The sequence below is a fragment of the Mycobacterium sp. 29Ha genome (assembly GCF_032883055.1).
GTDB classification, from domain to species: domain Bacteria; phylum Actinomycetota; class Actinomycetes; order Mycobacteriales; family Mycobacteriaceae; genus Mycobacterium; species Mycobacterium gallinarum.
Window position 1 is genome coordinate 79717 of record NZ_JAMQTI010000007.1, and the last position, 12471, is coordinate 92187.

The following is a 12471-nucleotide window of genomic DNA, read 5'->3' on the forward strand; positions in this document are numbered from 1 at the left end:
TCAGTACCCGTGAACGTCCACCACATAAGGAGAAACATCATGTCGACACAACTCCCAGTAGCTGTCCTCGGAGCGGGTCCGGTTGGGCTGGCAGCAGCCGCTCATCTGACCGAGCGAGGACTCCCCTTCGTCGTCTTCGAAGCGGGTGACTCCGTCGGCGCGAGCATCCGTCGCTGGGGTCACGTGCGCCTGTTCTCGCCGTGGCGAACCGACCTGGATCGCGCGGCACAACGACTTCTCAAGGCGCACGGGTGGAATTCCCCGGATCCGGCCGCCTTTCCGACCGGGGCAGACATCGTCGATGAGTACCTGACGCCGTTGGCACAGCTGGACGCGATCGCGCCGAATGTCCGGCTCCGCCATCGGGTCGTCGGCGTCACCCGGCAGGGTGTCGACAAGCTGCGGGACGACGAGCGCGAGGAACGGCCGTTCATCGTGACCACCAGCGGACCGGCAGGCATGACGCGGACACCGGTGCGTGCCGTCATCGACGCTACCGGCACCTGGCTGACCCCGAATCCGGTTGGCGCCGAGGGTATACCGGCGATCGGCGAAGAGGATTCAGCCCAGTGGATCAGCTACGGCATTCCGGACGTCCTCGGGGCCGACCGGAATCGTTATGCGGAGCGGCGAATTGCTGTCGTCGGAAGCGGCCATTCGGCCAAACACGTGATCCGGGAGTTGTCGCTTCTGGCCGAGCGGGCGCCCGACACCACGATCACCTGGATCGTGCGCAGAGGCGAGGATCAGCGGGTCTACGGGAACGAGGTCGACGCCCGGCTACCCGAACGGGGCAAGCTCGGTGCCGACGCGCACCAGTTGGTTTCCTCAGGACGGGTCCAGCTCGAAACGGGATTCCGTACCGAACGAATCCATGTCGACGAGTTGGGCATCATGCTGGTTTCTCCGGAGGGGCGCGCGGTCGGGCCGTTCGACGAGATCGTCGCGGCGACCGGACTACGACCCGATTTCAGCTTCCTGCGCGAGGTGCGCCTGGACCTCGATCCGTGGGTCGAGAGCACGCGCGCATTGGCGCCGTTGATCGATCCCAACGTTCACTCGTGCGGTTCGGTGCCCCCGCACGGCGCCGCGGAACTCGCGCATCCCGAGCACGGGTTCTATGCGATCGGCGCCAAGAGCTACGGCCGCGCGCCCAACCTGCTGTTGGCGACCGGATACGAGCAGGCCCGCTCCGTCGTGGCCGAACTCGCCGGCGACCACGAAGCCGCCTCGCGTGTCGAGCTGGTCCTTCCGCAGGGCGGATCGGCCTGCGGCCTCAAGACCCAAACCGAGGCGGTGGGAGCCGACCACGCGCTGACAACGAGTGGGCGCGGCTAAGACGACCCGCCCACGGCATAGGCCGCGTCGACATGGAAGACCTCGAAACCCAGTCGCTCGTAGGTCTTTACGGCCGCCGAGTTATCGGCTTCGACGTACAGCATGACCGTGCCTTTCGAGCTTTCCGACAACCGGTCGGCGAGGTGGTGCAGCCCGACGAGCGTCAGCGCGGCACCGAGTCCCCGACCCTGCGCCTCCGGGTCGACGCCGACGACGTACACCTCGCCGAGATCGGCATTGTGGACTTTCGTCCAATGGAAGCCCAACAGGTTTCCGCTCGTGTCGTCGAGTGCCAGGAAGAGCCCGTTCGGATCGAACCACGTTTCGCCGCGGCGCTCGTCGATATCGGCGTCGGTCCATCCCCCCTGTTCGGGATGCCAGGCGAACGCGGAGTTGTTGACGCGCAACAGTTCCGCGTTGTCGGCGGGCCCTGAATACGTGGCGATACGCACGCCGTCGGGAATGGTCGTCGCAGGCAGGTCGGTCAGTGGCCGACGCATCTGCAGCAGCTCCCGGACGACGGACAGGCCGAGCGACGCCGCGGTGGCGCGCGCGGCCTCGAGGTTGCCGTGCGCCCAGATCTGGGCGCCGCCACCGCCCTCACTCAACCCCTGCCGCGCCATTTCCGAACCCAGGCCGCGCCGCCGCGCAGACGGGTGCACGACGAGTTCAGCCATCGCCGATGCCTGTTCGTCGGCAGGCGTCAGATTGAGGTACCCGACCACGTCTGCGCCGTCGACGGCCAACAGGTGCCGGGTGCGGTCGTGGCTCAGTTCACGCAGTACCTGATCGCCGACCGGCGCAACTCCGTCGATCCTGGTGGCCGCGTCGATGAGCTCGTGGATGCGGCGCTGATCGTCCGCGGACAGGCCGGTGCGCCAGTCGATGACCCGACCGGTCACTGACTGTGCAGCGGGTCGGCAAGCGCCTCGGGCACCGCGTCGTATTCGTCGAGGTCGCCGCTTTCGTCGGACGCAGCCGGCGTCGGGGTCCGCCCCCGCGCGGGCCGAACCGCCTTGTAGCCGACGTTGCGCACGGTGCCGATCAGCGACTCGTATTCCGTACCGAGCTTGGCCCGCAGGCGCCGCACGTGCACGTCTACCGTGCGGGTGCCGCCGAAGAAGTCGTAGCCCCACACCTCCTGGAGCAACTGAGCACGGGTGAACACCCGGCCCGCATGCTGCGCCAGATACTTCAGGAGTTCGAATTCCTTGTAGGTGAGGTCCAGCGGCCGGCCGCGCAGCCGCGCGGTGTAGGTGCCCTCATCGATGACGAGCTCGCCCAAACTGATCTTGCCGACGTTTTCCTGATTGGCCGTGCCGCCGCGGCGCCCGACCAGCAGGCGCAACCGCGCATCGATCTCGGCAGGTCCGGTGCTCGGAAGGAGAATCTCGTCGAGACCCCATTCGACGTTGACTGCCACCAGGCCACCCTCGTTGACGACGGCTACCACAGGCACCGACGTACCGGTGGTGCCCAGCAGGCGGCACAGGCCACGCGCGGCGGCCAGATCCGTGCGCGCGTCGACGATCGCCACATCCGCGTTGCCGGCTTCCAACAATGAGGAAACCTCTGTCGGCGCGGTACGTACGTTGTGCGCGAGCAGCGCCAACGAAGGCAGCACGGACTCAGGATTGGGGTCAACGGTCAGTAGCAGTAGATCCAACTGGCCCTCCAACAGCCATGGGGACCTCGCCTGGACAACGATGTCGGTCGGTGACTTCCCAGATTCATGCCTGACATACAGCCGTTACTCGGCCGATGGTCACCTAACGATAGCGCGACACCTCCTGGTGAGCTGACTCAACGCGGTCCAGCGGGCACGAGTGGGCAAGAATGTGCGGGTGCGAAAGCTGCTGATCGGTGTTCTGGCGACGACGACCGCGGTGGTGGTCGGCGCGCTCGGAGTCGACTTCGGCGCGGCGATCTACGCCGAGTATCGCCTGGCCAGAAGTGTGCGAAGCGCCGCTGACCTGGCCTGGGACCCGTCGGTGGCCATCCTCGGTTTTCCATTCATCCCGCAGGCGGCCGACCGCCACTACGACGAAGTGGAGATCCGGGCCGCCGGCGTCGGTCACCCCGTGGTCGGAAAGGCGTCGCTGGAGGCAACACTGCATTCGATCGACCTCCTGGACTCTTCGTGGCTGGTCAGCCCGGAGGCCAAGCTGAGGGTGGGCAAAGCAGAAAGCCGCATCATCATCGATTCGACGCACGTCGGACGGTTCATGGGCATTCCGGACCTGCTGGTCGAGGCACCGACGCGGGAAAGCAACGACTCCACCGGCGGCACCACCGAATCCGGAATATCCAGCAATCGGGGGGTGGTCTTCACCGGCACCCCGACGTCCGCCGGCTTCGACGAGAGGGTCAGCATCGCGGTGGACCTGTCGATCGCCGGGCCGGACCAAACCACCCTGGTCCTGACCGCCACCGACGTGTTGACCGGCGCGGGCACCGCCGATCAGGCCGTTCCCGACGACAAGAAGGACGAGGTGCTGGCAGCGTTCTCCACCAGCCTGCCCGGTCAGAAGCTGCCGTTCGGCCTTTCGCCGACCGCCGAGGGCGCCCGCGGCTCCGACCTCATCATCGAAGGCATCGCCGAGGGAGTAACCGTGCCGCTGAGCGGGTTCAATCAGTCATGAGTTCTTCCTGGGTTCTGGTGGTCGTGGTGCTCGTCGGCGCGCTCGGGCTGGCGTACGTGATCGGCAGGCTGATCACCCTGCGCGCCGGGCTCCTCAAAGCGAGCGAGGACGCCGCCAACGTGGACACCAGTGACCTGGGGCTGTCCGCGACTGGACCGACGGTGCTGCACTTCAGCGCCGAGTGGTGCGGACCCTGCGCCGGAGTGCGACAGGTCGTCGACCAGGTGTGCGCAGAGCTGCCTGGGGTCGCCCATGTGGAGATCGACATGGATGCCAATCCGGAAGCGGCCAGGCGGCTTTCGGTGTTGTCGCTGCCCACCACGATCATCTTCGACGCCGAAGGGCGCCCGCGCTTTCGCACCCACGGTGTACCCAAGCCTGCTGACCTGCGCTCGGCGCTGGAACCACTGTTGGCTTGATCACCATGTCATTGGGTAAGCTGTCGCTCGTGTCCGCCCGCCTCGAGCCGATGCTCACCAAGCGCCGCGCAGTCGATCTGTGCCGCGTTGCGGGTTGTTGCTGTTGTTGTTGTAGCTGCTGAGTAGCCGCGCCGTCCGCTCGCGCCGCACTCGGGAGTAGCCCCATGGGGCCTGCCCTCCCATTCCAGCCAGCCGTCCATGCAACAGGAGCACATCCATGTCGACCAGCACGAACACCATCGCCCCACCTGATCAGGTGGACGTGCGAGGGCCGCGCTTCGCCGCGTGGGTCACCACCGGCGTCCTCATCGCAACGCTGCTGGCGTCTGCCGTCAGCGCCGTCGCTGCGGCAGCGATCCTCGGTGTGCAGGCAATCGTGTTCGCAATCGGCGCACAGCGCGGACCGCAGCAGCATCCGTACGGGCTGATCTTCCGGTCGCTGGTCGCTCCGCGCCTCGGGCCGGTCACCGAGAAGGAGCCGGTACCTCCGCTGAAATTCGCCCAACTCGTCGGATTCGCGTTCGCGGCCGTCGGTGTCGTCGGGTTCGCGGTTGGTGTCCCGTTGCTCGGCCTGATCGCCACCGGCTTCGCGCTCATGGCGGCCTTTCTCAACGCGGCCTTCGGCATCTGCCTCGGCTGTCAGATCTATCCGCTCGTCGCTCGTTTCCGCCCTGGCAAGTTCCCACCACCCCGCCCGCACCCCGCATAACACTTCAAATAGCAAGCAACCGAAAGGATTTCCTACATGGCACGCTCCGACGTCCTGGTCACCACTGACTGGGCCGAGAGCAATCTCGACGCGCCTAACACTGTCTTCGTCGAGGTCGACGAGGACACCTCCGCCTACGAGGGCGGCCACATCGCCGGCGCTGTGCGGCTCGATTGGAAGACCGAGCTGCAGGACCAGGTGAAGCGTGACTTCGTCGATCAGCAGCAGTTCTCGAAGTTGTTGTCCGACAAGGGCATCAGCAATGACGACACCGTGATCCTGTACGGCGGGAACAACAACTGGTTCGCCGCTTACGCCTACTGGTATTTCAAGCTGTACGGCCACGAGAACGTCAAGCTGCTCGACGGCGGACGCAAGAAGTGGGAGCTCGACGGGCGCCCGCTGGTGACAGAGGTCCCGGCCCGCGCTGCTACTTCATACGAGGCCAAGTCGCCGAATAACGCCATCCGCGCGTTCCGCGACGAGGTCATCGCCGCGATCGGCGAGAAGAACCTGGTCGACGTCCGATCCCCCGATGAGTTCTCCGGCAAGATCCTCGCCCCCGCCCACCTGCCGCAGGAGCAGAGTCAGCGGCCCGGGCATATCCCCGGCGCCATCAATGTTCCTTGGAGCAAGGCGGCCAACGAGGACGGGACCTTCAAGTCCGACGAGGACCTGGCCAAGCTGTACGCCGAGGCGGGACTCGATGGCCAGAAGGAGACCATCGCCTACTGCCGGATCGGTGAGCGTTCCTCGCACACCTGGTTCGTGCTGCAGGAGTTGTTGGGACACCAGAACGTCAAGAACTACGACGGAAGTTGGACGGAATACGGCTCTCTCGTGGGAGCCCCGATCGAGTTGGGAAGTTGATATGTGCTCTGCACCGAAGCAAGGTCTGACGTTGCCCTCCAGCGTCGACCTGGAACGGGAAACCGTGATCACCGGACGCGTCGTCGACGACGCGGGCCAGGCCGTCGGCGGCGCGTTCGTCCGGCTGCTGGACAGCTCTGACGAGTTCACGGCGGAGGTCGTCGCGTCGGCTACCGGTGATTTCCGGTTCTTCGCGGCACCGGGCACGTGGACGCTGCGTGCGCTGTCCCCCGCCGGCAACGGCGATGCCAGCATCGCACCGTCGGGCGCGGGTATCCACGAGGTCGACGTCAAGGTCGCCTGAGCCGGTACGCCGGTTCCGTGATCGATTCCACTGCGACCGACGAGGGTCGTCGGCAGTGTTGCGGCTAGACTTTCTGCCGTGGTGCTGTTCTTCGAGATCCTGCTGATCGCCGCCGTGGTGGTCATCACCTGGTTCGCGCTTTACACGCTCTACCGCCTCATCACAGACGAGTCGTGACCTCAGGCGACGACGCTGTAGCGGCTGCGGCCGAGCGCGCGAAAACGACCGCAGCCCGGAATATCCCCGCCCTCGCCGATCTGCCTGCGCCGGCCGATACCGCCAATCTTCGCGAAGGCGCCAACCTCAACGACGCGCTGCTTGCGCTGTTGCCCCTCGTCGGGGTGTGGCGCGGCGAAGGCGAGGGTCGCGGGCCTGACGGCGATTACCGGTTCGGTCAGCAGATCGTGGTCTCACACGACGGTGGTGACTACTTGATCTGGGAGGCCCGATCGTGGCGCATCACCGAGGACGGCGAGTTCGAGAGCGCTTCGCTGCGCGAGTCCGGCTTCTGGCGGTTCATCAATGACCCTGCCGATCCCAGCGAAAGTGATGCCATCGAGTTGCTGCTGGCGCATTCGGCCGGCTACGTCGAGCTGTTCTACGGTCGGCCACTGAACCAGTCGTCATGGGAGTTGGCCACCGACGCGCTCGCGCGCACCAAGTCCGGGATGCTCGTCGGCGGTGCCAAACGGCTCTACGGCATCGTCGAGGGCGGCGACCTGGCCTACGTCGAGGAGCGCGTCGACGCCGACGGCGGCCTGGTACCCCATCTGTCCGCACGGCTGTCGAGGTACGTCGGCTGATGCGCGTGTCCTTGTTGGCCGCCGGCCTCGCCGCGGCAGGCATCCTGGCGGGGTGCTCGTCGAGTTCTCCCGCCGAGCAGTCCACCACCGAAGAGTCGGTGGCGCCGACCGGTCACGGCTCGCTGGCGCAATGCCTCCGTGAACACGGGGTGCCCGCGGCTCCGGGCCCCATGGCCGGGCCGCCGCCTGGCGTGGATCCCGACGCGTGGAACGAGGCGATGCAGACCTGCTCGTCGCTGGCCCCTGGACCGGCCGGCTAACGCAGGACGGGCACACTCCCAGCGCCGGACAACCACTGCTGCTCCAACCGCGTCAGCGTGCCGTCCGAACGCAGTCCATCGACGGCCGACGACACGCAGCGCGTCAGCGGACTGTCCTTGTCGAGCACGATCCCGAACTGCTCCACATCCTCCGCGTCCGTGGGAAGCTGTCCGACGATCTTGCCGCCGCGCAGTTCACCCGCGACGGTGTAGGCGGTCGGCAGGTCGGCGACCAAAGCGTCGATCTCGCCGTCGCCCAGCGCCACCTTGGCGTCGGCGTTGGTGTTGTACACCTCGACCGGGACATCACCCGCTATGGCGATCGCCGCGGTGTGACTGGTCGTGCCGACCTGCACGCCGAGCTGGGTCTTCTTGAGGTCACCGATGCTTCGCGCCTGCGCGGCCGGTGAGGTTTCCGTCGTGACCACCACCTGGGTGACGTCGAAATACGGCGATGAGAAGTCGACGGACGCCCGGCGCTGATCGGTGATCGAGAACTGAGAAAGGTTGGCGTCGAACGTTTTCGGGCCGGGCTCCAGAGCTCCGTTGAACGGTACCCGGACCCAACGCACCTCGTCGGGGGTGTAGCCGAGGTTTCCCGCTACCGCGAAGGCGAGTGCGCTCTCGAATCCCTCCCCGTTGGTCGGGTCGTCACCCATGTACCACGGCGGATAGGCGGGCTGATCGGTGCCGACGGTGAAGATGCCCGGGTAAAGCGTCGACAGCGAGTCCTTGCGGCAGTTCTGAGTGCCCGACGAGTCGGGCTGCTCGACGACGGGGGCGCAGGCAGTGGCGGCGGCCGACGTGGCCACGGCCAGCAGGGCTGGGAGCCACCACCTATTGCCCATGTGCGGCATCATCGCGCACGCAGGGGGGCGACGCCACCGTTGAGGCCCCCAGACATGGGGCGGCCCCCGAGCCATGTGTTCTGGTTGGACAAAACCAAGAGGCTCGGGGGCCGGGTGACTGCGGGGAATTCGCCAGCGCGCCAAGGCGGACAAGTCCCCTCGCGCTGCTAGCTCGCAGCCACCTCACAAGTCCATATGTCATTCAATTTCTCGGACCACCTCCTTCCCTGTGTACGGCCGACGGTACCCGCGGACCGGGAGGGCGACAACAGATTTTGGCCAGTTCAGCGCTCAGCGATCGCTGATGATCGCGGCGTCGACGAGTTCCGCCATGTCACCAGCGAGCGGCGAAGGTGGCAGCGCCTTACCGTCCAGGGTGTGCACCCGTGCGGCAAGGGTGATGCTCGATACCAACCAAACACCTTGTGCCGCAAACAAATCAGCGGGCGTAAGCGCCTGGTAGTCGCACGTATACCCCTTGTTGCGCGCCACCTCGAACAAGGCCTCCTGCGTGGTTCCACGCAGGATCGGATACCACGGCGGCGGGGTCAAGAAAGCGGTGTCGCCGGCCCCATCTTCTGATTCGGTGGCGACCACCACCGTCGACCGCGGACCCTCCAGGATCAGGCCGTCGGCGCCGACGAAGATGACGTCTCCTGCGCCGAGGCGTTCGGCGTGCCGCAGCGCGGCCATGTTGATCGCATAGGACAGCGTCTTGGCGCCCGCCAGCAGCCACGGCATCCCGGTGGTGGCCTCGGCGGAGAGTCCACGCGCCAACGTCACCGCCGCGAGGCCGCCGCTGCGCGCGGCGGCCACCCGGGCGGGCAGCGCACCGATGGTCACAAACGCCGTACCGGATGTCGCCGACCCTGCGGCTCCAACTGGCGGTGAACCGCTTTCGCGCCCACGGCTGTACACGAGCCGCAGCACGCCCTCGCCTGCGCCGTCGGCGAGCCACCGCCGTACCGCCACTTCGACGGCCGCACGCCACCGCGGCAACTCCGGTGCGGGAAGGTCCATCAGCTCCGCCGACTGCGCGAGCCGGGCCAGGTGGGCTTCGAGCAGACACGGCCTGCCGTCGCGGATCAACAGCGTCTCGAAGATGCCGTCACCGCGGACGGCTGCCAGGTCGTCGGCGTACAGCAGTGGGGCGGCCGGGTCGTGCAATTCACCGTCGAGCGTGACCACGACCGCAGGTTGGCTCGCCATGGGCAAGAAGCGTAGCGCCGTAAGGTTGAGGCATGTCAGCTGTGCCAGCCCCCGACACCGGGCCCGACGCCGGAGCCGTCTGGCATCACGGCGATCCCCTCGGCGAACAACGGTCGGCCGCCGATGCAGCGGTCCTGGTGGATCGTTCACAACGAGCTGTGATCACCGTGACCGGCGCTGAGCGCAGCTCGTGGCTGCACAACATCTCCACGCAGCACGTCGCCGACCTCGCCGATGGCACCGTGACCGAGAATCTGAGTCTCGACGGCCAGGGTCGTGTCGAAGATCACTGGATCCAGACCGAGCTCGATGGGGTCACCTACCTCGACACCGAATCGTGGCGTGGCGAACCCCTGACCGCCTATCTGCGCAAAATGGTGTTCTGGGCCGACGTGGTCGTCGAACCCGCTGATCTGGCGGTACTTTCGCTGCTCGGCCCGCGCCTGGTGGATCCGCCGGTGCTCGACGTCCTCGGCGTGGTTTCGCTACCGGCCGAAAGGACCGCGGTGGCCCTTCCCGAGGGTGGTTTCCTGCGCAGGATGGGCGGTCCGGATGTGGAGCTGGATCTGGTGGTCCCCCGCGATCAGGTCGCGGCATGGCACGATCGGCTCGCTGCGGCCGGAGTGCGCGCGGCGGGTGTCTGGGCCTATGAGGCGCACCGCGTCGCCGCGTTGCGGCCACGGCTGGGAGTCGACACCGACGAGCGCACGATTCCGCACGAGGTCGGCTGGATCGGCTCGGCGGTTCACCTGGACAAGGGCTGCTACCGCGGCCAGGAGACCGTCGCTCGCGTCCACAACCTGGGCAAACCGCCACGCATGCTGGTGCTCGTGCATCTCGACGGCTCCGGCGAGAGGCCGGCGACCGGGGATCCCGTGTTGGCCGGCGGTCGGACCGTCGGCCGGCTCGGCACCGTGGTCGATCACGTCGACGAGGGGCCGATCGCCCTGGCATTGGTCAAGCGGGGCCTGTTGGCTGAGACCGAGTTGACCATCGGCGGGGAATCGCCGGTGGCCGCCGTGATCGACGCCGATTCGATGCCGCCACCCGATGCGACAGGCGCCGGACGCCTCGCGGTCGAACAGCTGCGAGGCGGCCCGCGATGAGTGTCGATATTTCGCTGGTTCGCGGGCTCGGGTCCCTCCGGACGGGCCTGCCAGCGCACCGCACCGCGGCACGGTAAAGTGTCGACAGGACGATAAAACACACTCAGATCGGAGCCGCCTGAAATTTGGGCCGCTCCGTTATTGCGCGAGGGGGTACCCCCAATGGGCCGCGGCCGGGCAAAGGCAAAGCAGACCAAGGTTGCTCGTGAGCTCAAATACAGCTCACCGCAGACCGATTTCGACCGCCTCCAGCGCGAACTGGCGGGCGCCGACGATCTCAACGGCACCGACAGGTTGGCCGACGATGACGTGGCCGACGATGATGACTGGCGTCGTTAAGCCCTAGAAGCGCGGGTGCTGGCCCACGAGCTTGGCTCGTGGGCTGTCCTTACCGCCCTTGGTGACGGTGCCCAACGTCCAGCACTTCAGATGCCGGGCCGTCAGCACAGCCAGCGCGCGATCGGTGTCCTCCGGCGCGACGACGGCGACCATCCCGACGCCGAGGTTGAACGTCTTTTCCATCTCGACCCGCTCAACCCGGCCACGCTGCGCGATCATTGTGAACACAGGCGCGGGAGTCCATGTGCCACGGTCGATTTCGGCCGTGAGCCCGGGCGGGACGACCCGCTCGAGGTTGCCGGCCAGCCCGCCACCGGTCACGTGGCAGAAGGTGCGGACCTGTGTTTCGGCGATCAGCGCGAGGCAGTCCTTGGCGTAGATCCGAGTCGGCTCGAGTAGTTCCTCGCCGAGCGTGCGCCCGAACTCCTCGACGTGTCCGGCGAGGTTCATCCGATCGATCTCCAGCAGGACCTTTCTAGCCAGTGAGTAACCGTTGGAGTGCAGGCCGGTCGAGGACATCCCAATGAGCACGTCGCCGGGCTTGACCCGGTCTGGTCCCAGCACGTCGTCGGCCTCCACGACGCCGACACCGGTAGCCGAGATGTCATAGTGGTCGGGCGCCATGAGGCCAGGATGTTCGGCGGTCTCCCCACCCAGCAGGGCGCAACCGGCCATCACACAGCCGTTGGCGATGCCCGAGACCAGCTCGGAGATCCGTTCCGGAACAGTGCGTCCGACGGCGATGTAGTCCTGCAAAAACAGCGGTTCGGCGCCGCAGACGACGAGATCGTCGACGACCATCGCGACGAGGTCGATGCCGACGGTGTCGTGCTTGTCCATCGCCTGGGCGACCGCAAGCTTGGTACCGACACCGTCGGTGGATGACGCCAGCAAGGGTTCCCGATAGCTGCGCAGCGCAAAGAGCCCCGCGAAACCGCCGAGACCGCCCCGCACTTCAGGTCTGGTGGCCTTTTTGGCCAGCGGTTTCAGAAGTTCGACGGCGCGGTCACCGGCTTCGATGTCGACCCCGGCCGACGCGTAGGAGATGCCGGCAGGTTCGGCGCGTTCGGTCATCGCGCACAAGGCTACCGGTGATGACTGCGCGAGGTTGATTGTCCTCCCGGATCGGCATTCACTCCGATCGCTCACGGACGGGGGGCCGAGTATGGGAATGTGACCGACCATGAAACTTGTTCGCTGGTGTACGCCGGCTCTGCCCGTGGTTCTGACGGCCGCCGCTGCCATGGTGGCCCCGGCCGCCGTCGCAACCCCGGCGGTCAACGTCGATTCGGTGGTCATCAATCAGTCGACGGTCGACGGCGTCGACTACATCACCCGCCGGATCACCATCCAGCCCGGCGGCAGTACCGGCTGGCATTATCACGACGGCCGGGTGTTCGGCATCGTCAAGGAAGGCACTCTGACGCGGACCATGGCGGACTGCAAGGACGTGGTCGATCCGGCCGGCGCCCCGGTGACCGAAGGGTCCGGTCCGGACCATGCCCACAACGGCCGCAACCTTGGCCCCCTTCCCGTGGTGCTGTGGGTGGACTACATCCAGCCGGCGGGCACCCCGCTGTCCGTCGACGTCCCGCCGCCGCCCGGCTGCCCAATTTAGGTTTGC

General features: G+C 66.8%; 17 protein-coding genes. 12 read left to right on the forward strand and 5 right to left on the reverse strand.

The window, feature by feature from the left end:
• Positions 1 to 39 precede the first annotated feature (39 nt).
• Entirely contained in the window at positions 40 to 1338 is a 1299-nt protein-coding gene (locus M1248_RS11000) for an FAD-dependent oxidoreductase (protein WP_317148337.1), read from the forward strand.
• Here the strand turns inward: M1248_RS11000 and mshD are convergent.
• Positions 1335 to 2240, reverse strand: coding sequence for a mycothiol synthase (mshD, locus tag M1248_RS11005; protein ID WP_317148338.1), 906 nt, complete (start codon positions 2238 to 2240; stop codon positions 1335 to 1337). The two genes, M1248_RS11000 and mshD, sit on opposite strands and share 4 nt — an antisense overlap.
• Positions 2237 to 3004 (reverse strand): response regulator transcription factor, encoded by a 768-nt coding sequence (locus M1248_RS11010; RefSeq protein ID WP_317148339.1) that lies wholly within the window; start codon positions 3002 to 3004, stop codon positions 2237 to 2239. The genes mshD and M1248_RS11010 overlap by 4 nt, the downstream gene beginning before the upstream one ends.
• Positions 3005 to 3182: 178 nt before the next feature.
• Here M1248_RS11010 and lmeA point away from each other — a divergent pair, with 178 nt between their 5' ends.
• The 8 genes from lmeA (at position 3183) to M1248_RS11045 (ending at position 7345) form a co-directional block, all read left to right on the forward strand.
• Complete coding sequence (gene lmeA / locus M1248_RS11015) at positions 3183 to 3980, forward strand: mannan chain length control protein LmeA (RefSeq protein WP_317148340.1); 798 nt, start codon at positions 3183 to 3185, stop codon at positions 3978 to 3980.
• Positions 3977 to 4399 carry a thioredoxin family protein gene (locus M1248_RS11020; protein ID WP_317148341.1) on the forward strand — a complete coding sequence of 141 codons (423 nt, stop codon included), beginning with the start codon at positions 3977 to 3979 and terminating at the stop codon, positions 4397 to 4399. Before lmeA ends, M1248_RS11020 begins: the two co-directional genes overlap by 4 nt.
• A gap of 5 nt (positions 4400 to 4404) precedes the next feature.
• Positions 4405 to 4521, forward strand: coding sequence for an Ms5788A family Cys-rich leader peptide (locus tag M1248_RS33365; RefSeq protein ID WP_350310128.1), 117 nt, complete (start codon positions 4405 to 4407; stop codon positions 4519 to 4521).
• A gap of 95 nt (positions 4522 to 4616) precedes the next feature.
• Positions 4617 to 5108 (forward strand): DUF4395 domain-containing protein, encoded by a 492-nt coding sequence (locus tag M1248_RS11025; RefSeq protein WP_317148342.1) that lies wholly within the window; start codon positions 4617 to 4619, stop codon positions 5106 to 5108.
• Between the two features lie 36 nt (positions 5109 to 5144).
• Entirely contained in the window at positions 5145 to 5978 is an 834-nt protein-coding gene (locus M1248_RS11030; RefSeq protein ID WP_163730957.1) for a sulfurtransferase, read from the forward strand.
• Position 5979: 1 nt separating this feature from the next.
• Positions 5980 to 6282 (forward strand): DUF1416 domain-containing protein, encoded by a 303-nt coding sequence (locus M1248_RS11035; protein WP_163730960.1) that lies wholly within the window; start codon positions 5980 to 5982, stop codon positions 6280 to 6282.
• 128 nt (positions 6283 to 6410) lie between these two features.
• Positions 6411 to 7085 (forward strand): FABP family protein, encoded by a 675-nt coding sequence (locus tag M1248_RS11040; RefSeq protein WP_174262273.1) that lies wholly within the window; start codon positions 6411 to 6413, stop codon positions 7083 to 7085.
• Entirely contained in the window at positions 7085 to 7345 is a 261-nt protein-coding gene (locus M1248_RS11045) for a hypothetical protein (protein ID WP_317148343.1), read from the forward strand. Before M1248_RS11040 ends, M1248_RS11045 begins: the two co-directional genes overlap by 1 nt.
• On the opposite strand, the gene M1248_RS11050 is transcribed toward M1248_RS11045, so the two are convergent.
• Together M1248_RS11050 and M1248_RS11055 are read right to left on the reverse strand one after the other, a co-directional pair.
• Positions 7342 to 8193 carry an ABC transporter substrate-binding protein gene (locus M1248_RS11050; protein WP_317148344.1) on the reverse strand — a complete coding sequence of 284 codons (852 nt, stop codon included), beginning with the start codon at positions 8191 to 8193 and terminating at the stop codon, positions 7342 to 7344. The genes M1248_RS11045 and M1248_RS11050 overlap by 4 nt on opposite strands.
• A gap of 291 nt (positions 8194 to 8484) precedes the next feature.
• Positions 8485 to 9402: an aminodeoxychorismate lyase gene (locus M1248_RS11055; RefSeq protein ID WP_317148345.1), complete on the reverse strand. Its 918-nt coding sequence runs from the start codon at positions 9400 to 9402 to the stop codon at positions 8485 to 8487.
• Positions 9403 to 9434: 32 nt separating this feature from the next.
• Between M1248_RS11055 and M1248_RS11060 the strand changes: the two genes are divergently transcribed.
• Positions 9435 to 10508: a YgfZ/GcvT domain-containing protein gene (locus M1248_RS11060; RefSeq protein ID WP_163730969.1), complete on the forward strand. Its 1074-nt coding sequence runs from the start codon at positions 9435 to 9437 to the stop codon at positions 10506 to 10508.
• Between the two features lie 162 nt (positions 10509 to 10670).
• Positions 10671 to 10847, forward strand: a complete 177-nt coding sequence (locus M1248_RS11065; RefSeq protein ID WP_083129021.1) for a DUF3073 domain-containing protein — start codon at positions 10671 to 10673, stop codon at positions 10845 to 10847.
• A 3-nt stretch (positions 10848 to 10850) separates the two neighbouring features.
• On the opposite strand, the gene purM is transcribed toward M1248_RS11065, so the two are convergent.
• Entirely contained in the window at positions 10851 to 11921 is a 1071-nt protein-coding gene (gene purM / locus M1248_RS11070) for a phosphoribosylformylglycinamidine cyclo-ligase (protein WP_083129022.1), read from the reverse strand.
• Positions 11922 to 12030: 109 nt separating this feature from the next.
• On the opposite strand from purM, the gene M1248_RS11075 reads away from it, so the two are divergent.
• Complete coding sequence (locus tag M1248_RS11075) at positions 12031 to 12465, forward strand: cupin domain-containing protein (protein WP_317148346.1); 435 nt, start codon at positions 12031 to 12033, stop codon at positions 12463 to 12465.
• Positions 12466 to 12471: the final 6 nt, after the last annotated feature.